The organism is Mesorhizobium sp. P2_E10, assembly GCF_056404235.1.
This window is the reverse complement of the sequence record NZ_JBFUEK010000004.1, coordinates 545,304-566,767: the sequence shown is the minus strand read 5'-3', so window position 1 is coordinate 566,767 and position 21,464 is coordinate 545,304. Positions and strand designations below refer to the sequence as shown.

Here is a 21,464-nt window from a genome sequence, read left to right as displayed (position 1 = left end):
ATCTCACCAGGGCTCATTGGCAGATCGAGAATGGCCTGCACTGGATGCTCGACGTTCATCTGGATGAGGACCTCAGCCGAGCCCGCAAGGACAACGCCCCCGCCAACACCGCACTCCTCAACCGCCTCGCCAAAAACATCCTCCAACTCGCCGACACAGACAAAGTCCCCATCAGCCATCGCATCAAGAAATGCGCATGGAATGACGGCTACCTAATCAACGCTCTAACTCATATGCGATAGCCCTGCCGTTTACGGGGAGAAGGTGGCCCGAAGGGCCGGATGAGGGGCGGCACCGGGTCTGAAGAGTTCGCGCTGCCCCTGATCTGCCTGCCGGCATCTCCCCGTGAACGGGGCGAAGAAAGCTCCCTCAAAACCGCTCCAGCTTCGCCCGCACTTTCGCGAGAAACGCCGCCCTGCTCTTCGGCGTCGAGGCATCCATCAGATAATGCGCCAGGAAGAACGTCCGGCAGCGTGTCGCGCACAGAGCGCGCATGCCGCGCAGGATGGTCTTGCGGCCGGGCTGGCCGACGACGACGCTCCACCAGGTTGGCGCGCCGCAGGTGGTGATCACGCCGACCTTCGTCACATGCGTCATCAGCGATTTGATGCGCCCCTTGCCCGCCGGCAGCTTGAAGGCGACATCCGTTGCCCACACCCGGTCGAGCCAGCCCTTCAGCATGGCCGGCAACCCGTACCACCACGTCGGATAGACGAAGAGGATTGCTTCCGCCCAAGCGAGATGCTCGAAATGCGGCTTCAGCGCCGGATCCTCAGGGGCACGGTCATTGTAGAAACGCCGCTCGTCGCAGCCCATGACCGGATTGAAATTTTCCGCATAGAGGTCGAGCAGCCGAACCTCCCACCCTCTTCGCGTCAGCACGTCTATAGCGCTGTCGCGGATCGACGCGCAAAAGCTCTCGGGCACCGGATGGCAATATACCACCAGCACGCGCATCAGAACGCATCCATCCTGGCCGCGACCTTGGCCATGAAGGCCTTGCGTGTGTCGTCGGTCGACAGGTTCATCGAATAGTGTGCGAGGTAGGACACTGAGGCACCGGGCTTGATGGTGGCGCGCAGCATGCGGTTGACCAGCTTGCGCGGCGGATCGCCCATCAGCATGGCACGGAAGCGGCTGCCGCCATAGGTGGTGACAGCGGCCAGCTTGCGAATGTTGTGCAGCGACGGCTGCACCTTGCCGTCGACCAGCCGGAACGACACGCCAGGCAGAAAGACCCGGTCGAGAAAGCCTTTCAGCATTGCCGGAAAGCCGAAATTCCAGACGGGGTATGACAGCACCAGCGCCTCGGCCCGCAGCAAGCGCTCGACATAGGGCGCTGCTGCATCGTCAGTGCCGCGCGCATTGTGATAGCCGAGCCGCTCGCCGCGCGTCAGCCTCGGATCAAAACCCTCGGCATAGAGATCGCAATCGTCGACGCTATGGCCGGCCGCCGTCAGCCGCTCGACGATCATCCGGTGCAGGCCGGCATTGAAGCTGGTCTCGACCGGATGGGCGTAGAGGACCAGGATGTTCATCAGCCCGCCTTCTGCAAACCCTTGAACAGGAACGACTTGCCCGAGCGGTAATCGTAATCAGGATTTTCCCAGGCGATCATCTTGCCGGGATTGAGCAGCCCTTGCGGATCGGTCTCGCGCTTGAAGGCAAGCTGCACCGCGTCGGTCTGCTTCATGCCGCCCTCCTCCAGCGTGTAGCGGTGCGGGTTGAATATCCAGCAGCCATTGTCCTCGTGGATGCGGATGATCTCGTCGAGACGCTCCGCCGTGGTGAAGCGGACCAGCGGCAACCCGGCGGCGCCGATGGCGCCGTCGAAGCGGATGAATTCGAGATGCGCCGGCACCTCGTCGCCAAAACGCTCGACCATCGCCTTGACGTAAACGAGATGGTCCGGCGACGGATAGCGGGTCTGCAGGTAGGTGATCGAGGGATCGACCCGGATGGCGCGCAGCGTCGTGTGGTTCCAGGTCAATTCATAGGCAGGCGGCAGGCCCTTGAGATCGGCCTCCTTGTCGGCACGAAAGACGATCTCGCCCTTGCTGTGTGCCGTCAGGGCGACAAAGGCGTCCATCGCATGCGGCGCGATCATGCACACCACGATGCTCTGCTCGCGCCGAAAGAATTTCTGGTGCCGCTTGAAATAGTCGTAAGGGATGGGTGCGGCGATCGGCGTGATCAGCTTCGCCAGTATGCCGTCCTGGATGGCGAGATCATTGCCGAAGCCGGCAGCATCCATGAAATCGTCGAAGCCGACAATCACGTCGATCCAGCCATAGCTGGCCGTCAGCGGCATCTCGACTTCGGTGATGATGCCGTTGGTGCCATAGGCGTGCATCACTTTCAGCACGTCCTCGCCGGTCAGGTCCATGACGCGCGGCTCCGCCTCCATCGTCACGGTGCGCAGCCGGATGACATTGCCGAGATCGCGCAAGCCTCCCCAGCGGATCGAACCGATGCCACCTGAACCGCCGGCGACGAAACCGCCGATCGACGCCGTGTTGTAGGTCGATGGCGACATGCGCAGCTCCTGCCCGGAATGCGCGCGCGAAGCCTTGTCGATGTCGGCGAGAACAGCACCTGGCCCGGTGACGACGCGGCCGGACGCGATCGTCTTGACCGTGTTCATCTCAGCAAGGTTGAGCACGACGCCGCCCGACAGCGGCATGGCTTGCCCGTAATTGCCGGTGCCGCTGCCGCGTGGCGTCACCGGAATGCCATGGCGATGGCAGGCGGCGAGCACGCGGATGACCTCGTCTTCCGATTTCGGCGTCACGATCAGGTCGCCGGTGACATGGTCGAGCTGCTGCTTCAGCACCGGGCTGTACCAGTAGAAGTCGCGGCTTTTCTGTTGGACGATCGCCGGATGGTCGTCGAGCTTCAGACCTTCGAGGTCACGCTTGAGCGCCGAAACATCCATCATGTCACCATCAAATCGTCGAGTTCGGCATAGTCGGGCAGCTTACGGTCGATCGCCAGCCCGTCGCGCACAACGATGCGATCCGATTCGGGCCGCGACAGCAATTCCGTCCAGCTCCGCCCCTTGAAGACGACGAAATCGGCGGCACCGCCAGAAGCAAGCGTACCAAAACCATCGAGCCGCATCACCTTGGCAGGCGTCGCGGTCACCGCTTGCGGCCAGTCGGCGACCGGATGATCGAAATGCAGGATGCGCGTCGCCATGCGGTAGACTTCCAGCATGTCGAGGTCGCCATAGGCGTAGAACGGATCGCGCGTGTTGTCCGAGGCAACCGCAACCGAAATGCCCCTCGCCTTCATTTCGTGCAGCAGCGTCACGCCGCGCCAGCGCGGCGTGGTGTTGTCGGCTCGCCGGTCCTGCAGATAGAGATTGCACATCGGCAGCGACACCACGGCGAGCCCGGCCTTCGCCACCTTGTCCAGCGTGTCGAGCACATCGAGGTCAGGCTGGCGAGCCAGAGAGCAGCAATGTCCCACAAGGATATTGCCCTCAAAACCGTTCCACAGAGCTGCCTCAGCAATCTTCTTCAGCGAGATCGCTGCGACATCGTCGGTCTCGTCGGCATGGAAATCGAGGTCGAGGCCATGTTTGATCGCTTGCGCAAACACCTGGTCGAGAAGCTCTTCCAGATCCGGCACCATATAGGTGACGACGCCGAGCACGCCCTTGGCCGCCGCCACCCGCTTGGCCAGTCTCTCGAACCATTTTCTGTCGCGCACGCCTTCGATGCCGAGCAGGCAGGCTGCCTGCAGCTCGATGCGGTCGCGCCATTTTTCCCGCATGGTCTCGAACACCGGCCAGGAAATCTCCTCCTGTGGCGGCACGCTGTCGAGATGGGTGCGCAGCGCCCTGGTGCCGTGCGCGTAGGCTGAGCGCAGCGAAAAATCCATACGGCGGGCGACATCCTCGGCGCTCCAGCGTGCCGAGCGGTCGGCGCCGGTGGCGTTCAGCGCGCCCATGAAGGTGCCGTCGGGATTGGGCTTGCGCGGCCAGATATGACCCTTGTCGATATGCGTGTGGCAGTCGACGAAACACGGCAGGATGATGCGGCCACCAAGGTCGACGCCCGCCGGAGCCTTCGCTCGTCCATGCGCGACGATGCTGGAAATCTTGCCGTCGGCGACGGAAATATCGGCCAGCGCAAATCCATCGGTGTCGAAAGTTGCGGCAAGTCCTGGCGTCAGCGATGCATGAAGCCGGACGTTGCTGAGGACATAGGAACTGTCCTGCGGAATGCTGAACGCTTCCGGCACGCTATCGCTCCTGCTTCAATGCACTTTCGTGCCAGCGCCGCAGGATCAGATGCGAAATCAGCGACAGCACCAGGAAGATCAAAATGCCGGTAAATGAAATCAGGATCAGCGCCGCAAACAGCCGCGGCGCGTTGAGCCGGTAGCCGGCCTCGATGATACGCGAGGCAAGCCCCGACGACTGTCCCTGAGCGCCGGCGACGAACTCGGCCACCACAGCGCCGATCAGCGACAGGCCGCCGGCGATCTTCAGTCCACCGAGGAAATAGGGCATCGCCGCCGGCAGCCTGAGATAGCGCAATTGCTGCCAGTGGGTCGCGCCGTTGAGCTTGAACATGTCGCGCAGATTGCGGTCGACGGAATTGAGGCCGAGCGTGGTGTTGGACAGGATCGGGAAGAAGGCGACGATCCAGGCGCACAGCAGCAGTTTCGTCGTCTGGTTGTCGACATAGATGTTGATCAGCGGGAAGATGGCAACGATCGGCGTCACCTGCAGCACGATGGCAAAGGGGAAGAACGACATCTCCACCCATTTTGATTGCGCAAACAGCACCGCCAGCCCGACGCCGCCGATGACGGCGAGCCCCAGGCTGAGGAAGGTGATTTTGAGCGTCACCAGCAGCGAGGAGAACAGCAACCCGGCATCGTCAAAAAGCGTCTGCAGCACCACGCCCGGGCGCGGCAGGATATATTTCGGGATCTCGTTCCAGACACAGACACGGTCCCACAACCAGATCGCCAGGATCATGATCGCCAGCGGCAGCAGCCACTTGCCGATCCGTTCCAGGCGCTCCTCGCGCACGCGGCGCGCCTCCTCCGGGTCGAGGTTCACCGCAGGTTGGTCAATGGCCGTCATGATGCGGTCCGGCGGTTGAGTTGATGGCGTGTACCAGGACATCTGAGGCCTGGCGGCAGAGCGCGGCATAGTCTGGCGAGGTGCGAAACACCTCGTCGCGCGGATAGGGCGCATCGACGGCAAGCTCGCCGAACACCCGGCCCGGCCGCGCCGCCATAACGACGACGCGGTTGGACAGGAACACGCTTTCGAAGACGCTGTGGGTGACGAAGACGACGGTAAAGCGCTCGTCCTGCCACAGTTCCAGAAGATCATTGTTGAGCTTGAAGCGGGTGATTTCGTCGAGCGCGGCGAACGGCTCGTCCATCAACAGCACGCGCGGCTTGGTCACCATGGCGCGCGCGATCGAAACGCGCATCTTCATGCCGCCGGAAAGCTCGCGCGGCACGGCATTCTCAAAACCGGTCAGATGAACCCGCGCCAGCATCTCCATCACCACCGGCGCCGCCTTGGCCCGCGACACGCCTTTCAGCCTGAGCGGCAGCCAGACATTGTCGAAGACATCCGCCCAGGGCAGCAGCGTCGGCTCCTGAAAGACGAAGCCGATGTTCGAGCGGTCAAGCGAGCCGCTGCCGCGCCAGTCGAGCACACCGGAAGTCGGCGTCGACAGGCCGGCAATCAGGCGCAAGGCCGTCGACTTGCCGCAGCCCGACGGCCCGAGAAGGCTGAGAAAATCGCCTTCCCGGATCGTCAGATTGACGTCGCTGAGTGCCGTCACGCCGTTGGAAAAAACCTTGCCGACGCCACGCAATGCCAGCAACATCGGGCTTTCTCCCGATGTGCTTGCCGGCGCTTGCGCCACTTTCTCCTGCATCATGTCAGGCAGACCGGCCTACTTCTTCAGCTCCAGCCCGACGCTCTTGTTGACGAAGGCAAGCGTGTAGGCCTTCTTGATATCGATGCCCGCCGGCGTGACCTTGGCCTTGACCATCTTGTCGTAGAAGCTCTGGATGCGCGCGTCGGTCATGGCGCCGATGCCCAGCTTCTCCGTGTCGCCGGAATCGACCACGCCGAACTTCTTCAGCTGCTCGATCGAGAAGGCGATCTGCGCATCCGTCATGTCGGGATTGTCTTTCTTGATCATGTCGTTGGCGGCCTTGTTGTCGCCGTAGAGGTAGTTGTACCAGCCCTTGGCCGAGCCATCGACGAAGCACTGCACCACCTCCGGCCGCTTGTCGATCGTGGCCTGCATGGTCTCGACCGTGGTCGCATAGGTGTCCCAGCCGTAGTCGGCCAGCAGGAACTGGTTCGGCAGGAAACCACCCTCTTTCTGGACCGCGAACGGCTCAGAGGTGACGTAGCCCTGCTGGATCGACTTCTTGTTGGCGATGAAGGGCGCGGAGTTGAAGGTGTAGGGCACCCGCTTGGCGGCGTCGAAGCCGAGTTCCGTCACCATCCACTGGAAGAAGGTCTGCACGCCCTCGTCGCCGAGGATGTACTGGTCGGCCGTCTTCAAATCCTCCCACTTGTCCAGGCCCTGACCGGGTTGGGACATGATGACCTGCGGATCCTTCTGAAAGTCCGCCGCCACCACGCGCATCGGAATGTCCTGCTGCACGGCATCGAACGCCGACAAAAGATTGCCGCCCATGTAGAAATCGATCTTGCCGGCGAGCAGCAGTGGCCGGCCACTGACCTGCGGGCCGCCCTGCATGATGGTCACGTCGAGGCCGCACGCGGCATAGGTGCCATCGGCCACGGCCTGGTAGTAGCCGCCATGCTCTGGCTCAGCTAGCCAGTTGGTGCCGAACGTCACCTTTTCGTTTGCTGCCGCGCTCAGCGCGCTCGAAGCCAGCATGGCGATCGCCGCCGCCGAAACCGTCAGTTTTCCGTACATTAACACCACCCTCTGTTTGCTCCGGCGCGCTCCGCGCCGGGCTCGACACCATTGGTTCAAGAAGCAAGACACATGCCACCGCCAGGACCCCGCGCTTGCGCAACAGTCGCGCGCGAAGGCCGGACGGGTCATGCTGTACGGGAGGCATCGTGCCTATTTTTTGGACGCCTGTCCACAATCGCGCCAATGCCATGCACTGCATCTTGAAGGTGCAATCGATCCGGTCTTAGGTGGCGGCAGATCGGAGATTGCCATGTTCAAATTTCTCAAACCGAAGTCGATCAAACCGCCCTTTGCCCGCTACAGCCACGGCGTCGAGGTGCCGGCAGGAAAGCGTCTGGTCCTGTGCTCGGGCCAGCTCGGTATCAGCGCGGACGACGTCGTTCCGGAAGATGCAGGCGCCCAGACCGAACTTTGCTTCAAGAACGTGGCAGCCATTCTGGGCGAAGCGGGATTGGGGCTGAAGGACATCGTGCGCGTCAACGCTTTCGTCACCGACCGCGCCTATCTGCAGCCCTATATGGACGTCCGCAACAGGCTGTTCTCCGACCCGGCGCCGGCCTCGACGCTGATCGTCGTTTCCGGCTTCGCCCGGCCGGAATTCAAGGTCGAGGTCGAGGTGCTGGCGGCGGGGTGATCGACAGGCCGCCCTTATGGCTCTAAGTCTGGCCCGTCCATCTGAGAGGCATGCGATGACCGTTGCAAAAAAACGCGTGTGGTGGGGCGACTATCGAACCACCGAATACGCCACGAGCGACCCGGAGGCGACGATCGCCGTGCTGCCGGTGGCGGCGATCGAGCAGCACGGTCCGCATCTGCCGGTTTCGACCGACACCTCGATCATGAACGGCATGCTTGAAACGGTGATTGCCCGCCTGCCCGGCGATCTCGACATCCGCATCCTGCCCGTCCAGGCGGTCGGCAAGTCGAACGAGCACCTGCATGCGCCGGGCACGCTCACGCTGCCGGCAACGACGCTGGTCGAAGCGTGGACCGAACTCGGCCTGTCGATCGCACGCGCCGGCGTGCGCAAGCTCATCGTCGTCAACTCGCATGGCGGCAATGAGGAGATCATGGGCATCATCACCCGCGAATTGCGGGTGCGCGCAAAGATGCTGGCGGTGAAGACCAGCTGGCAGCGCTTTGGTCGCCCGGCCGGCATGTACACCGACCTCGAGGATCGCCACGGCATCCATGGCGGCGATGTCGAGACCTCGCTGATGCTGCATTTCCGGCCGGACCTCGTCGACATGGCAAAGGCCGACAATTTTGTCTCGAATGTCGCCCGCGCCGAAAAGGAATTTTCGCTGCTGCGTCACACCGGCACCCACGCCTTCGCCTGGATCGCCAGCGACCTCAACCCGAACGGCGTGGTCGGCGACGCCAGCATTGCGACGGCCGAAAAAGGCCGGCTGACATCAGAGCATCAGGCTGACGGTTTCATCAGCCTCTTGCGCGATGTGCGCAAGGCGAAGCTCTCCGACTGGCTGGCCTAACAACCCCCAGGGTATGTTGAGATTCAGGTCAGGCCGAGCTGAGAATGATGGATTTCGAGAACCGGCCTACGCCGTCCGTAGCTCTTCATAGAGCGAAGGCACTTATGAGGGCTTCGGCCGGCGAAGGCCGGAGCGGAGCGTACATTTAGGTACGTGAGCACCGGAAGCGCAGAAAACCATCGTTCGCAGGCCGGCATCACCTGAATATCGACATGCCCTAGCCGTCGATCCTCAGTGCGAAGGGGGTGCCTTCAAAAGCGTCCGCGCCACGCCCGATCGCCTGGATCGCCTCAACCATCCGGCCATTGCGATCAAGCAGCGCATCGGCGACCGCAATCAATCGCGGATTGGGTGTCGCCGAGGGCGACAGGGCGCGCAGCGTCTGCGCCAACTCGACCTCGTCGCGCTTCGGCGCCAGCGCCGCGGCGATGATGTAGGCAGACGCCGTCGAACGGCTGATGCCGGCATAGCAATGCACGACCATCGGCTTCACACGATCCCATTGACGGGCGAAATCGAGCAGATTGCGCACATGCTCCTCGCCCGGCATGGTCATGCCTTCCTGCGCCACCGCAATGTCGTGCATGACCAGATGCAGATGATTTTCCGGAACGATCGAAGCCGGGCGCACCACTTCGGTTCCCGCCGCCAGCAGGGAAAGCAGCCGCTCGGCGCCGGTCTTCGTTACGGTTTCATCGACTTTTGCCAGTGAACAGACATGGATCATCATCGCGCGATCTCCTCAGCGACAGCGTCGCGCTTGTGCACCCACTCGGCAAGAGCGGATTCGAGCCGCTGCCATTCCTCCTGACTTCCCGGCAGTCCGGCGCGCAGCAGATGCGGCCGGTCGGTGAAATGGCGAAGCAGGACTCCGCGCTCGCCAAGCGCCGAAAATAGGCCGGCTGCGTCCGCCAGCCTTAGATAGCGGAACAGCGTGGTGCCGCCGGCGACCGGAACGCCAAAGCGGCCGAACAAGGCATCCAGCCGCTCCCCCTCAGCCTTGAGTGTCGCGCGCATCTCGGTCTGCCAGCCGCTGTCGGCGAGCGCCCGGATGCCGTATTCGAGCGCCGGGCCGGCAACCGCCCACGGCCCGAACTGCGCGTCCAGCCGTTCGACCGTCTGCGGATCGGCCAGCGCAAAACCTAACCGCAAGCCGGCGAGGCCAAAGAACTTGCCGAACGAGCGCAACACGACGATGCCGCCCTGGTCGACATCGCCGGCCAGGCTCTCGGCGCGCGGACCGACATCCATGAACGCCTCGTCGACGACCAGCAGCCCGCCCTTGGCGCGCAATGTCTCGGCAAGTTGCAGCAGCCTTTCGCGCTCTATGACGCGCCCGTCCGGATTGTTGGGATTGACGACGATGGCGAGGTCGGCACCGGCCAAAGCCTCGAAATCGTCGACTTCCGCGACCGAATGGCTGGCGATCGCGGCTGCGCGAGCATGTTCGGCATAGGTCGGACCGAGCACCAGCGCCCTGCCGGGGCTGACCAGCGAAGCGACGCGCGGCAACAAGATCTGTGTGCCGGGAGCCAGCACGACATGCGCTGCCGACGGCGCGCCATAGGCCGCGGCAGCGACCTTGGCCAGCTCGCGACCACGCCCGGCTTCCGGCAATCGCGACAGGGCGGTGGCGGGCAGCTCAAAAAGCGGATAGGAGTGCGGATTGATACCCGTCGAAAGGTCGACGAAAGGCTGTGGCGCGTGAGGGAAGAGCGCGCTCGCCCGGCCCAAGCTCCCGCCGTGATCCACGGCAGCAATCGCTCCTTCAAGAAGCTTCATGTCGATCCTGATCGCCTTCCTGTCATTGGCCATTGAACGTGCCCTGGGCTACCCGGACTGGCTGTTCCGCGCCATCGGCCATCCCGTCACCTGGTTCGGCAGGCTGATATCCTTTCTCGACCGCAGGCTCAACCGCGCCACTGATTCCGACGCGCTGCGTCGCCGGCGAGGCGTCCTGGCATTGCTGGTCATCGTGCTGGTGCCGGCGACAATCGCCTTTGTGCTGCAAATCGTGCTCTGGCAGATATTTCCCACCGGCATGATCATCACCGCCATTCTGGCGACGTCGATGCTGTCGCAGAAGAGCCTGGCCGAGCATGTCGAAGCGGTGGCCGACGCGCTCGATACCGGCGGTCTCGCCTTGGGTCGTATCGCCGTTGCGCGCATTGTCGGCCGCGATCCCGAAAAGCTCGACAAACCGGGCGTTGCCCGCGCCGCAATCGAAAGCCTGGCCGAGAATTTTTCCGACGGCATCGTCGCGCCCGCCTTCTGGACCGGCGTTTGCGGCCTGGCCGGCGGCGTCGCCTACAAGGCCGCCAACACCGCCGACTCGATGATCGGCCACCGCACCCCGCGCCACGAGGCCTTCGGCCGGGCGGCGGCGCGTTTCGACGACTGGATCAACCTGCCGGCTTCGAGGCTGACGGCGCTGCTGATCGTTGCTGCTGCCTTTCTCGTCCGCGACGCCGATCCCCGCAATGCCTGGCAAGCGGTGCGGCGCGACGCGAAAAAGCATCGCTCGCCCAATGCCGGCTGGCCGGAAGCGGCGATGGCCGGTGCGCTTGGCCTGGCGCTGGCTGGGCCGCGCAGCTATGGCGGTGTCATCGTCGAGGATGCCTTCATGGGCGAAGGTGGCCGGCGCGAGGCGGAGAGCACCGACATAAGGCAGGCGCTGAAGCTCTACCGGGTCGCGGACTGGCTGCTGATCGGCCTGTTCGCGATTCTGTCGGCGGCCCTCATTTGTCTGGATATCTTGATCTCGCAGTAAATGGGCCGCCTGACTCACCAGGAAACACGGACTTCCTTGGCGTTTGGATCCACGGCCGCGCCAAATCTTTTGATCGCGTAGCCACCGGCGGCCACAGCCGAGGATTTCAGCACAGGCTCAATCACAAGGAAAAGCCTCTCGGCGTCTGGCCCATACAGATAGAGGGTGCATTTGCCCTCGCCAAACTCGTCACCATCAAATTCGCCAACATGCGCATTCGTAACAGCTTGTTCCATCCGATCCTCCAGAACTTGGACCGATTGCCGCTCTTCCGGCGCGCCGAACTGACCGCCGCTCAGAAGAAGATAGACAATCACGGCTTGTTCCAACGGTCATCTCCCGAAGCTAGGCCCTCAGAACTCGATCCCCTGCTGCGCCTTCACGCCGGCCGAGAAATGGTGCTTGGTCACGCCCATCTCGGTGACCAGATCGGCGGCCTCGACCAGCGCCGGCTTGGCGTTGCGGCCGGTGACGACGACATGCAGGCCTTCGCGCCGCGCCTTCAGCGCCGCGACCACTGTGTCCAGGTCGAGATAGTCATAGCGCAGCGCAATGTTCAATTCGTCGAGCACCAGCAGGCTGATCGACGGATCGGCCATCAGTTCGAGCACCTTGGTCCAGGCAGCCTCCGCGGCGGCGATGTCGCGCTTCAGATCCTGCGTCTCCCAGGTAAAACCCTCGCCCATCGTGTGCCAGACGACGCGGTCGCCGAAGGCGGCAAAGGCGTCCTTCTCGCCGGTGTGCCATTTGCCTTTGATGAACTGGACAACGCCGACGCGCTTGCCATAGCCGAGCATGCGCAGCGCCAGCCCGAAGGCGGCGGTGGTCTTGCCCTTACCGGGACCGGTGTTGACGATCAAAAGTCCCTTCTCGACCGTCTTGGCTGCTACCTCGGCATCCTGCACCGCCTTGCGCTTGACCATCTTGGCGCGGTGGCGTTCCTCGTCTTTTGCATCGATATCGGTCATTTATTTCACCTTGAGCGGCAGCCCGGCCACCATCAATAGCACCGTATCGGCAGTTGCCGCGACCTGCTGGTTGAGTCGGCCGGCGGCGTCGCGAAACCGGCGTGCCAGCGCATTGTCCGGTACGATACCTTGCCCGACTTCGTTGGAGACCACGAACCACGGCCCGCGCGGCCGCGCCAGCACGTCGGCCAACCGCCGGCATTCTGCGTCGAGATCATGGTCTGAAAGCATATGATTGGTCAGCCACAGCGTCAGGCAATCGACGAGCACGGGCTGATCGTCAGGCAAGGTCTCGAGCGCACCGGCAAGATCGAGCGGCGCATCGATAGTCGCCCATCCCTCGCCGCGCCGCGAGCGATGCAGCGCGATGCGCTCGCGCATTTCGTCGTCTCTTGCCGGAGCGCGCACCGCCGATGATGAAGGTCAGTGCTTTGCGATCAGGCAAAGCTGTCGCGCAGGCTAGTCGCCGTTCCTGTGAAGCGTCCGCGCACCACGCCGACGGCTGCACCAAGCACCAGCCAGAACACCAGATTGGTCACCGTAACCGCCACCACGAACTGATGGTGCAGGCCTTCCGGGATTGCTGTCACGAAGCTGTCCGGCTGCGGCGCGCCGACGATATGTGGCGCCACGATCAAAGCCACGGCAAGGATCGCCAACGGCAGCGACTTGCGGAAGGCGAGAAGGCCCAGGCCAGCCGCTGTCGCCGCCACTGTTGCCCACCACCAGATCTGGCGCTGCATGAGGTCGGCCGCCGGCATTGCCGGCAGTTCGGGCGGCAGGCCAAGGCCCGGCGCCAGCGTGAACACCGCAAAGCCGGCCAGGCCCCAGAACACGCCCTGGCGCCAGCTGCCGATACCGCCAGCGAACTCGGAAACCGCGACCAGAATCAACGCGAAGCCGATGCCGGTGACGATATTGGCGACGACACTGAAGGCAAAGCGCTCGAAGCCGTCGGCCGGCGACCAGCCTTCGTCTTCAGCCGGAGCCGCCGCTTCGACAGGCGCTGGCGCTGAGCTCATGGCGTTTTCCGCCGGTGCGGCACTGCTCATGGCATTGGTGGTGCTGGCGGCGGGTGCCGCAGCATGATCGTGCTGGTGGCCGCCAGCCTTCTCAAAAACTTCGGCCTGGTAGATCAGAGGGTCGGTGGCAAAGGCCTGCATGCAGGCGAGAACGACGCCAGCCACGAGCCCTGCGATCGCCGCGATGAACACGACGTTGCGAAACAGGTTCATGATGTCAATTCCTCGTCAGTGGCAGGGGAACGCCATCGAGTGGCGATAATCGTGCGCAGCGTTGTGGACCACATCGATATGCGAGAAGCCGACAACCCCGACAACGAACATGCCGAGAAATGCAGTGAGCACCAGCTGCATGAAGCGCGACTGCGAGGAAACGGAAGCGCCGAGAGAGACGGAAGCGGTATTCATGTCTTGTCCTTTCGCCCTCCACCCGAGGGCATAGAAGTCACTGTCCCTGTCGCCGGCAGGTCTCCTGGCTCGCGGATCAGCGCCCTTCCCCACCTTCCCGAAGAAAAATCTTCAGTGGCATATGGAGAGGACTACCGCACACAGTTGCGGGGGCAGCCACGGCATTGGGCAACAACTCAGCCCGCACCGCATTCCCTCTTGGCTCCAAACGGAACCGACGACAGCCGCGACTATAGGCAAAATCGCAGCGCCCGGCAAACCAAATTCCGCCGGTTACCAGCGCGAATGCGCCACCTTAGCCTCAGGATGCGGACGCGGCGATCCGCTCGGCAACGAGGCGCTGCAGCCGCCACAGATGGCGGTCGTGAATGCCGCGCTCTTCCAGGTTTTTCACCGTGTTGTAGAGATAGTCGGCGCCTGAGCCCCAGTGCCCGCAAGATGTGGCCAGCCTGTCGACAACCCTCTCTTCGGCGAGCGGGCCGGCATAGGTCGTACCGTTGCGGTTGATGACGAAGGCCAAAGCCTTTACCGGGCCGCTGTCGCTGGACAGGCTGAGCATGCGGGGATGGTAGCTTGTCGGCTTCAGCGTCACTTCGCGCCGCAAAAGCTTGCCCAGCTGCTGCCGCCTGTTGTCGTCGGCCAGCCGAAAGGCGACGCCCTTGCACTGTCCGCCGCGGTCCAGCGCCATCATCAGGCCGGGGCTGTCCTTGGTGCCGCGCCAGCGCGTCATGTTCATGCAAAAGGACCGGTGCCAGCCGCGCGCCGTGGCGACACGTTCCTCGACATGGTCGATTTCGGGTTTCCAGATCAGCGAGCCGTAGCCGAACAGCCACAGCGGTTCCGAGTCGGGGAGTTCAGCCTGCAATGCGTCCAGCAACGAATCATAGTCGCCTTCATCCAGATGCGCAGCATCAGGATCGGGACCGGTATCCTCGATCGCGCGCCAGCAGCGCGCGACCAGTTCCGGCGTAAGCGACATCTGTCGTGCAGCCAAGTCTCGCTCCTCTTGTTCAACGACATGATTAGGCATCGTGGTAGAAACCGGCAATGCCGTGGCGTGCCAAATGCCGTCGCCAGAATTGACAAACGATTTGCCGGGGTGTCGGCTGGCGCATCACAGGAAACCAGCCATGCAACCCAACCCGGGCGAGCGCGACCTTTATAACGGCTTGACCCGGCTTGAGCCGACGCTGCCCTCCTCGGCCTATTGGGACGCAAACGCCTATCAGCGCGACCTCGACGCCATCTGGTACAAAAACTGGCTGCTGGTTTGCCGCGAGGCCGACCTCGCCCAGCCGCTGGCTTTCAGGACCTTTCGCGTCGGCACGCAGGAGATCGTCGTGCTGCGCGACGACACCGGCGTGCTGCGCGCCTTCCACAACACTTGCCGGCATCGCGGCTCGCAGCTTTGCCAGGAGAGCAAGGGCCGGCTGAAGGCGCGGCTCATCACCTGCCCCTATCACGCCTGGTCGTATTCGCTGCGCGGCGACCTCGTGCGCGTTCCCTCGAAATCGCTGCCCGAAGGTTTCGACAAGGCCGATCACCCGCTCTACCGCGTGGCGCTGTCGGTGTGGCGCGGCTTCGTCTTCGTCAATCTCGCCGAAGATGCCCACGGCTCGGCCGAAACATCTTTCGATCCTGCATCCGGCAGCCTCGCCAACTGGCCGCTGGAGACGCTGGTCAGCGGTCACGTGCTCAAGAAGGTGATGAACTGCAACTGGAAGATCTTTTGGGAGAACTTCAACGAGTGCCTGCACTGCCCCGGCGTCCACAAAGACCTGTCGCGGCTGGTGCCGATCTATGGCCGTGGCCTGATGGGCCGCCATGACGACCCGGACTGGGTTCGCCATGCCGACAATGACGCGCCGGAATTTTCCGGCGGCTTGCGCGCCGGTGCCGAGACATGGTCGCGCGACGGAAGGGCGCATGGACCGGTGTTTTCCGGGCTGACGCCGGCCGAGCGCGCCGCCGGCCAGACCTACGCCACGTCACTACCGTCGATGTTCATCGTCGGCCATGTCGACTATGTCAGGACCGTGCGGCTGGTGCCGCTTGGCCCCGAACAGACCGAACTCACCGCCGAATGGCTTTTTTCGCCCGAGGCACTGGCAGCACCCCAGGCCGATATCGACAACATCGTCGCCTTTGGCCGGCAGGTGCTGGAGGAAGACGCCGCGATCTGCGAGGTCAACCAGAAAGGACTGCGCTCGCTGCGTCACGAGGCTGGCGTGCTGATGCCCGAGGAGTACGACCTGCACCGCTTTCACAACTGGGTGCGTGACCAGCACACAGCACTGGCACCCAAGCCATGACCGTCAAAGCGATTTCGGCAGATACCGCCAGGTGACAAAACCGCAGACGGCTGCCAGCAGGCCAAGCGTCGCGAACACCGAGCCCAGTCCGAAGAACGCCAGCACCACCGAATAGACCAGCGGCGGCGTCAGCTCGGAAAAGTCGAGATAGGTGCGATAGACCGCCGCCATCTGCGCCCGCTCATAGGAGCGCACCGAGCGCATGAAGGCGGTGGAGCCCAGCGCATCGAGCGCAATGGTGAAGAACGCGCCGCAAAGCAGGAAGGCGCCGGTGAGCAACGGCACGGTTTCGCCGACCGCGCCCGCAGCCAACAGCATCGCCGACATGGCGAAATAGGCAAAGGTCATGGTGCGCCGGCCACCGAACCGCTTTCCCGCCTTGCCCCAGAAGATGGCCATGAACAGAAGTGCGTTGCCGGCCGAAACCAGCAGGCCGCCGGCGAGTTTGCCTTCCCCGGTGATCACCATGAGCAGCGGCCCATAGACGAAGAACGTCGTCCAGAAGCAAGAGCGGCCGAAAGCGATCAGCCAGGCCAGCCTTAGTCGCGGTTGTGCGACGAAGCGTCCGATATTGGCCAGCGGATTGGCCGGCCGCGTCTTGCCCGGCCGGATCGACGGATTGTCGCCGAGCCTGTAGGTCCAGAACAGCGCCAGCAGGATCATGGCAAAGACGGCAACCGCGCCATGCGCGGCATAGATGCCGAAGCGCGTATAGAGAAAGATGCCGAGCGTCGGCCCACCGGTCCAGGCAAACATCGACCATGCCATGCGCAGCGATTCTGCCTGCATGAAGTCGGTCTTGCGGATGTGGTCCATGATGTAGAGGTTGAGCGTGATCGACAGTGCGCTGGCGCCCATGACGCGACACAGCATGCCCGCCAATTGCCCGGCCAGCGTGTGGGTGATGAAGAACAGCGAGCCGATGGCCAGCAGACAGGCGCCGGCCGTGTAGACCCAGCGCCGGGCAAAGCGGCGGATCAGCATCGGCATGAACAGCGTTACCGACAGGCCGAGCATCGCCACGACGGTGTAGAGTATCGAGACGATCTGCTCGTTGTGCAGGATCTCGTAGGCCTGGATTGGGATGACGCTCGACACCGTGGCGCGCGCGAAGGACTCGACCGCGTAGAGCGAGGCAAAGGTGCGTGCATCCGCCGGCCGCAAGGCCGGAAGCCAGATCGGATGGCGCACATGGGTGGACATTGCTTTCCCCAAATCAGACTCGCGCGGCCAATCTGGCGTGGCGTTCCTGGTGTCGGTAACAGGAAACCGACCCGTTCCCGGCAAAAAGCGAAGCCGGCCAAAGGCTTTCCGGTGCTGGCCTAAAGCAAGCCCTGATGCGGTGTCTTCCCTGCCTTCTTTTGTCCGGTGCAACCGTGCTAGTCGTCTCGGGTCAGTTGAATCAGAATTACGAGACCATGAGCATCGATAAGCCGCCCGCCGCCATCCCGGATCAACCGAAACGCGTTGTCGCCATCGACATCGTGCGCGGCATCGCGCTCATCGCCATGGCCAGCTATCATTTCACCTGGGATCTGGAGAACTTCCACTACACCGATCCCGGCCTGACCGCCTTCGGCTGGTGGAAGATCTACGCGCGCTGCATCGCCTCGACCTTCCTGTTCCTCGTCGGCGTCAGCCTGTTTCTCGCCCATGGCGGGCAGATTCGCTGGAGCGGCTTCTGGAAACGCTTTGCCATGGTCGCTGTGGCGGCGGTCGCCATTTCGGCAGTCACTTGGTTCGTCACGCCGGACAGCTTCATCTTCTTCGGCATCCTGCACGAGATCGCGCTGGCTAGCCTGCTCGGCCTTTTGTTCCTGCGTCTGCCGTCAATGCTGACGTTGCTTGTGGCGGCGGTGCTGATCGCCGCGCCGATCTACTTCAGATCCGAAGCCTTCGACCATCCTGCTTTGTGGTGGGTTGGTCTGTCGGCGATCAACCCGCGCTCCAACGACTACGTACCCGTCTTGCCATGGTTCGGCGCGGTTCTTGTCGGCATCGCCGCTACAAAGCTCGCTTCCAACGCCGGCGTGCTGGCGCGGTTGGCGACGCTCACGCCCGGACGATGGGCCAACCCGCTGATCTTCATCGGCCGTCACAGCCTGGCTTTCTACCTGATCCACCAGCCGCTGCTGTTTGGCTGTGTCTGGCTGTTCTCGCAGATCATGCCGGCGCCGGTGGAAACAAGGGAAGTGACCTTCCTGAAAGAGTGCCAGGTATCCTGCGAGCAGCAGCGCGACACGGAGTTCTGCGCCAGCTATTGTGTGTGCATGCTGGATACGCTGCAAAGCGAGGCAACATTCGATCGGCTCTACAATGGCGACCAGACGCCGGAGTTCAAGGCGCATCTCGGCGAGCTCGCCGGCACCTGCACCGCCAAGACCGAGAGCTCGATGATGGAGGGAGGGCAGCAATGACCGACAGTCAGCCGAAACCCGGGCTCATACCATGGCCGCCGCTGATCTATGTCGCGGCCATCGCCATCAGCATCGCGCTCGGCCTGCTCTACCCGCTGCCATGGATCGGCGACATTGCCGGCGACCTGCTTTTCGCCGCCGGCTGGGTGGCGCTGTTCGGCGTCGCCGCACTCTGGTTCACCGCGATCCGCAGCATGATACGGGCCAAGACGACGTTCAACCCGAACGCCGTGCCGGACCATCTGGTAACGTCAGGCCCTTTCGGCATCACGCGCAACCCGATGTATCTCGCCAACACGCTGCTGTTGATCGGCGTCGCCTTCGTCTCGGGCATCGCATGGTTTCTGCCGCTGGCCCTGATCGCGGCCTTCGCAACGCAAAAACTCGCGATCGAGGGCGAGGAAAAGGTGCTGGCCGCCAAATTCGGCAAGAAATATCGCGACTACGCCAAAAGGGTGCGGCGCTGGATTTGAACAGCCAAGGCCACCGCTGCCAGACTTGAACAGGTTTTCTTGCCTAGACAACGACCCTGATTTCCCCAGGCCGGCTTTCGAAATCGAAAAGCCTCTGGGTAGCGAGGGCCGCGGCGCCCCGCGCCCAGGAATCGTCGGCCCAGTCCGGCGTGATCGGCGGCGGTGCCCACATGGCGTAACGCCCCAGCGCGTTGCGCATAGGCTCGAAGAGATAGTCGCCGAAGCTGACGGCTTCGCCGCCACCGACAATCACTTCCGGATCGATGATGTTGCAGAAGCCGCCCAGAAACCTGCCGATGCCTTCGCCCGCTTCGCGCAACAGATTCACCGCCGTCTCGTCGCCGGCCTTCGCCGCTTCGAGCATGTCGTAGCGGTCAACGTCGCGTGACAGGCCTTTCGCCTCACGCCACCGCTTCACCAATCCCGGCTCGGAGAAAAACGTTTGAAGGCAGCCGTGGCGGCCGCACTCGCATAGTGGCCCATTCGGATCGTAGATGGAGTGCCCCATCTTGCCCGCGGCCCCGCTCGCACCGTGATGCACCGCGCCATCGACCACCACAGCGCAACTGATGCCGGCGCCAATCGCCAGCGCGCCGACAGTGCGGTGATGCCGACCGAGGCCGAACAATTGCTGCGCCAGCGCGAAAGCATTGGTGTCGTCGTCGGCCCAGACGGGCACGTTCACGAGGTCGGCGAGCATGGCCGCTATCGGCACGTCGGTCCAAGCGAACCGGTGACTGAGCCGGCAGACGCCATTGTCGATGACGCCGGGCACCGCGATGCCGATGCCGCTGAGCTGCGCGCCGATTGGCGCATCGCGATCCGTAAGCAATTGCTTGACGGCGGCGGCACAGGCATCGACCACGCTCTGTGGTGACTGATCCGGCACTGCGACCTGCTTGGTAACAAGAGGCGTCGTGGCGAGGTCGGTCAGCACGCATTCGATTGCACCGACCATCAGCTTGAACCCGACAACGAGGCGGCCCGCATAATTTATGTTGATCGGGATGGGCCGCCGTCCCGGTGCTCCGACGCTGGCTTCTCCCTCTACCAGTATGTTCTCGGTCAACAGGTCGGAGACGACGAACGTCACCGCCGCAGGGCTTAATCCGGTGATCGCGGCGATCTCGGCGCGGCTGATCGCCCCTTCCCTTCGCAGCAGGTTGAGGATCAGTCGACGATTGATCGACCGCGACGTCTGCTGGTCACCTTTGAGTTTCATTCCTGCCTCATTGTTAATTTTGTAAATTAAGTATTGACCGGCTTCGCCTGCATACGCTACGACTTGCCTCGGTTCAATTGGAATCCGGCTGTTCTCAGGGAGGAGATAAAAGCCATGACCATCACCGCTACGACTCTGTTCACGACAAGGCGCCGCTTCCTGAAGGGCACCGGCGCTGCTCTTGCGGCATCCGCCACCGGGGGCCTTTGCTTGCCGGCTCTGGCGCAGTCGCAGGAAATCACCATCATCTCCAATATTGGCAACGCGGCTCAGCGCGAGGTGCTGCAGCGTCTGGCAGGCGAATACGAGAAGGCCTCTGGCGCCAAGGTTACCATCAACAACATGGACCACGAGGCGCATAAGACTGCAATCCGCAGCTACCTCGTCGTTGGCGCCCCCGACATTTGCTTCTGGTTCTCGGGAAACCGCATGAAGGCCTTCGTGAAGAAAGGTCTATTCGACGATATCTCCGACCTGTTCGCCCAAGAGAACTACAAGGACGTGCTTGGCGCCACGACGAATGCGGTCACGGTCGATGGCAAGCAATACGGCCTGCCGATGGGCGGCCTGCTTTGGGGCCTGTTCTACCGCAAGGACGTCTTTGCGGAACACAATTGGACGCCACCGAAGACCTGGGGCGAATTTCTCGCCCTTGGCGAGGCGGCGAAATCCGCAAGCATGATCCCGATGAGCATGGGCACGAAAGAACTCTGGCCTGCGGGCGGCTGGTTCGACCACATGAACCTGCGCATCAACGGCCTCGACAAGCACATCGCCCTGATGGACGGAACGGTGCAATACACCGATCCGATGCTGACGCCGGTCTTCGACAAATGGAACGACCTGCTCAAGGCCGGTTTCTTCTCGCCCAACCACAGTTCCTTCGGTTGGGAACAGGCAGGTGCTGCGCTGGCGCAGAAGAAGGCCGCCATGATGGATCTCGGCGGTTTCGTCAGATCCGCCTTCCCGGAGGCAGACATCCCGCAACTCGCCTACGCGCCATTTCCCGAAATCGTCCCTGGCGTCGCCAGGTATGAGGATTTTTCGGTCAACTCCGTCCATGTCCCTGCCAATGCCAAGAATAAGCAAGGCGCGCGCGAATTCCTCGCCTATTTCTACAAGCCGGAAAACCTGGCGGCTTTCCTCGCTGCCGAGGGAGCCATCCCGCCGCGCAACGACTGCCCACCAAGCAAGGATCCGCTGGTGAACGCCGCCGTCGAGGAACTGAAGAAAGTGGTCGGCACGTCCCAGTACTACGATCGCGACACCGATCCTGATATGGCGCAGGAAGGCATGACCGGGCTTCAGGAATTCATGGTCAAGCCTGAACGGCGAGACCAGATTCTCGCGCGGCTGGAAAAAACCCGCAAGAGAATTTTCGGCTAGTCCTCCCGGACCAGGCGGGAGGCAGTCCAGGGCTGCTCCCGCCCCTTTTTGG

At 63.0% G+C, this 21,464-nt stretch carries 24 protein-coding genes, 1 pseudogene and 1 riboswitch; of the genes and pseudogenes, 8 read left to right on the top strand and 17 right to left on the bottom strand.

All coding sequences use genetic code 11. The annotated features are described in order from the left end of the window. A pseudogene (locus tag AC1D0N_RS14690) lies at positions 1-242 on the top strand (ISAs1 family transposase); the annotation flags it as partial. A gap of 127 nt (positions 243-369) precedes the next feature. Here the strand turns inward: AC1D0N_RS14690 and AC1D0N_RS14685 are convergent. Genes AC1D0N_RS14685 through AC1D0N_RS14655 form a run of 7 tightly spaced genes read right to left on the bottom strand, consistent with a single transcriptional unit; the run spans position 370 to position 6,938 of the window. Next, entirely contained in the window at positions 370-957 is a 588-nt protein-coding gene (locus AC1D0N_RS14685) for an NAD(P)H-dependent oxidoreductase (RefSeq protein ID WP_477244987.1), read from the bottom strand. Next, positions 957-1,538 carry an NAD(P)H-dependent oxidoreductase gene (locus AC1D0N_RS14680; RefSeq protein WP_477244985.1) on the bottom strand — a complete coding sequence of 194 codons (582 nt, stop codon included), beginning with the start codon at positions 1,536-1,538 and terminating at the stop codon, positions 957-959. The genes AC1D0N_RS14685 and AC1D0N_RS14680 overlap by 1 nt, the downstream gene beginning before the upstream one ends. Further along, positions 1,538-2,935 carry an FAD-binding oxidoreductase gene (locus AC1D0N_RS14675; RefSeq protein WP_477245027.1) on the bottom strand — a complete coding sequence of 466 codons (1,398 nt, stop codon included), beginning with the start codon at positions 2,933-2,935 and terminating at the stop codon, positions 1,538-1,540. The genes AC1D0N_RS14680 and AC1D0N_RS14675 overlap by 1 nt, the downstream gene beginning before the upstream one ends. Further along, complete coding sequence (locus tag AC1D0N_RS14670) at positions 2,935-4,248, bottom strand: cytosine deaminase (RefSeq protein ID WP_477244983.1); 1,314 nt, start codon at positions 4,246-4,248, stop codon at positions 2,935-2,937. Before AC1D0N_RS14670 ends, AC1D0N_RS14675 begins: the two co-directional genes overlap by 1 nt. A gap of 1 nt (position 4,249) precedes the next feature. Beyond that, positions 4,250-5,101, bottom strand: coding sequence for an ABC transporter permease (locus tag AC1D0N_RS14665; RefSeq protein WP_477244981.1), 852 nt, complete (start codon positions 5,099-5,101; stop codon positions 4,250-4,252). Continuing rightward, positions 5,088-5,918, bottom strand: coding sequence for an ABC transporter ATP-binding protein (locus AC1D0N_RS14660; RefSeq protein ID WP_477244979.1), 831 nt, complete (start codon positions 5,916-5,918; stop codon positions 5,088-5,090). Before AC1D0N_RS14660 ends, AC1D0N_RS14665 begins: the two co-directional genes overlap by 14 nt. 15 nt (positions 5,919-5,933) lie before the next feature. After that, positions 5,934-6,938 (bottom strand): ABC transporter substrate-binding protein, encoded by a 1,005-nt coding sequence (locus AC1D0N_RS14655; protein WP_477244977.1) that lies wholly within the window; start codon positions 6,936-6,938, stop codon positions 5,934-5,936. Positions 6,939-7,191: 253 nt separating this feature from the next. On the opposite strand from AC1D0N_RS14655, the gene AC1D0N_RS14650 reads away from it, so the two are divergent. After that, positions 7,192-7,575, top strand: a complete 384-nt coding sequence (locus tag AC1D0N_RS14650; RefSeq protein WP_477244975.1) for a RidA family protein — start codon at positions 7,192-7,194, stop codon at positions 7,573-7,575. Between the two features lie 55 nt (positions 7,576-7,630). After that, positions 7,631-8,434: a creatininase family protein gene (locus tag AC1D0N_RS14645; RefSeq protein WP_477244973.1), complete on the top strand. Its 804-nt coding sequence runs from the start codon at positions 7,631-7,633 to the stop codon at positions 8,432-8,434. 217 nt (positions 8,435-8,651) lie between these two features. Here AC1D0N_RS14645 and AC1D0N_RS14640 read toward each other — a convergent pair whose 3' ends face one another. Together AC1D0N_RS14640 and cobD are read right to left on the bottom strand one after the other, a co-directional pair. After that, on the bottom strand, positions 8,652-9,161 hold the full coding sequence (locus tag AC1D0N_RS14640) for a tyrosine phosphatase family protein (RefSeq protein ID WP_477245025.1): 510 nt from the start codon (positions 9,159-9,161) through the stop codon (positions 8,652-8,654). Next, positions 9,161-10,216: a threonine-phosphate decarboxylase CobD gene (cobD, locus tag AC1D0N_RS14635; RefSeq protein ID WP_477244971.1), complete on the bottom strand. Its 1,056-nt coding sequence runs from the start codon at positions 10,214-10,216 to the stop codon at positions 9,161-9,163. Before cobD ends, AC1D0N_RS14640 begins: the two co-directional genes overlap by 1 nt. Between cobD and cbiB the strand changes: the two genes are divergently transcribed. Next, a complete protein-coding gene (gene cbiB, locus AC1D0N_RS14630; RefSeq protein ID WP_477244969.1) occupies positions 10,215-11,204 on the top strand; it encodes an adenosylcobinamide-phosphate synthase CbiB in 990 nt (329 codons plus the stop codon). The genes cobD and cbiB overlap by 2 nt on opposite strands. A 14-nt stretch (positions 11,205-11,218) precedes the next feature. On the opposite strand, the gene AC1D0N_RS14625 is transcribed toward cbiB, so the two are convergent. The 6 genes from AC1D0N_RS14625 to AC1D0N_RS14600 form a co-directional block, all read right to left on the bottom strand. Beyond that, positions 11,219-11,533: a hypothetical protein gene (locus AC1D0N_RS14625; protein WP_477244967.1), complete on the bottom strand. Its 315-nt coding sequence runs from the start codon at positions 11,531-11,533 to the stop codon at positions 11,219-11,221. Between the two features lie 24 nt (positions 11,534-11,557). Continuing rightward, positions 11,558-12,172, bottom strand: coding sequence for a cob(I)yrinic acid a,c-diamide adenosyltransferase (cobO, locus tag AC1D0N_RS14620; protein WP_477244966.1), 615 nt, complete (start codon positions 12,170-12,172; stop codon positions 11,558-11,560). Continuing rightward, entirely contained in the window at positions 12,173-12,553 is a 381-nt protein-coding gene (locus AC1D0N_RS14615) for a bifunctional adenosylcobinamide kinase/adenosylcobinamide-phosphate guanylyltransferase (RefSeq protein WP_477244964.1), read from the bottom strand. It lies immediately after the preceding gene. A gap of 56 nt (positions 12,554-12,609) precedes the next feature. After that, the gene (locus AC1D0N_RS14610; protein ID WP_477244962.1) at positions 12,610-13,407 is read right to left on the bottom strand and encodes a CbtA family protein; all 798 of its coding nucleotides are present in this window, start codon (positions 13,405-13,407) and stop codon (positions 12,610-12,612) included. Between the two features lie 15 nt (positions 13,408-13,422). Further along, entirely contained in the window at positions 13,423-13,602 is a 180-nt protein-coding gene (locus AC1D0N_RS14605) for a CbtB domain-containing protein (RefSeq protein ID WP_477244961.1), read from the bottom strand. A 37-nt stretch (positions 13,603-13,639) separates the two neighbouring features. Further along, a riboswitch (cobalamin riboswitch) is annotated at positions 13,640-13,836 on the bottom strand. Between the two features lie 67 nt (positions 13,837-13,903). Continuing rightward, positions 13,904-14,596, bottom strand: a complete 693-nt coding sequence (locus AC1D0N_RS14600) for a gamma-glutamylcyclotransferase (protein WP_477244959.1) — start codon at positions 14,594-14,596, stop codon at positions 13,904-13,906. Positions 14,597-14,732: 136 nt separating this feature from the next. Here AC1D0N_RS14600 and AC1D0N_RS14595 point away from each other — a divergent pair, with 136 nt between their 5' ends. Then, positions 14,733-15,914, top strand: a complete 1,182-nt coding sequence (locus tag AC1D0N_RS14595; RefSeq protein ID WP_477244957.1) for an aromatic ring-hydroxylating oxygenase subunit alpha — start codon at positions 14,733-14,735, stop codon at positions 15,912-15,914. Between the two features lie 3 nt (positions 15,915-15,917). Here the strand turns inward: AC1D0N_RS14595 and AC1D0N_RS14590 are convergent, their stop codons facing one another. Next, complete coding sequence (locus tag AC1D0N_RS14590) at positions 15,918-17,117, bottom strand: MFS transporter (protein WP_477244955.1); 1,200 nt, start codon at positions 17,115-17,117, stop codon at positions 15,918-15,920. Positions 17,118-17,332: 215 nt separating this feature from the next. Here AC1D0N_RS14590 and AC1D0N_RS14585 point away from each other — a divergent pair, with 215 nt between their 5' ends. Together AC1D0N_RS14585 and AC1D0N_RS14580 are read left to right on the top strand one after the other, a co-directional pair. Further along, positions 17,333-18,331, top strand: a complete 999-nt coding sequence (locus AC1D0N_RS14585; RefSeq protein WP_477244953.1) for an acetyltransferase domain-containing protein — start codon at positions 17,333-17,335, stop codon at positions 18,329-18,331. Beyond that, positions 18,328-18,804, top strand: coding sequence for a methyltransferase family protein (locus tag AC1D0N_RS14580; RefSeq protein ID WP_477244952.1), 477 nt, complete (start codon positions 18,328-18,330; stop codon positions 18,802-18,804). Before AC1D0N_RS14585 ends, AC1D0N_RS14580 begins: the two co-directional genes overlap by 4 nt. A gap of 43 nt (positions 18,805-18,847) precedes the next feature. Here the strand turns inward: AC1D0N_RS14580 and AC1D0N_RS14575 are convergent, their stop codons facing one another. Continuing rightward, a complete protein-coding gene (locus tag AC1D0N_RS14575) occupies positions 18,848-20,026 on the bottom strand; it encodes an ROK family protein (RefSeq protein WP_477244950.1) in 1,179 nt (392 codons plus the stop codon). A 114-nt stretch (positions 20,027-20,140) separates the two neighbouring features. On the opposite strand from AC1D0N_RS14575, the gene AC1D0N_RS14570 reads away from it, so the two are divergent. Then, entirely contained in the window at positions 20,141-21,412 is a 1,272-nt protein-coding gene (locus AC1D0N_RS14570; protein ID WP_477244948.1) for an ABC transporter substrate-binding protein, read from the top strand. The last annotated feature ends 52 nt before the right edge of the window (positions 21,413-21,464 follow it).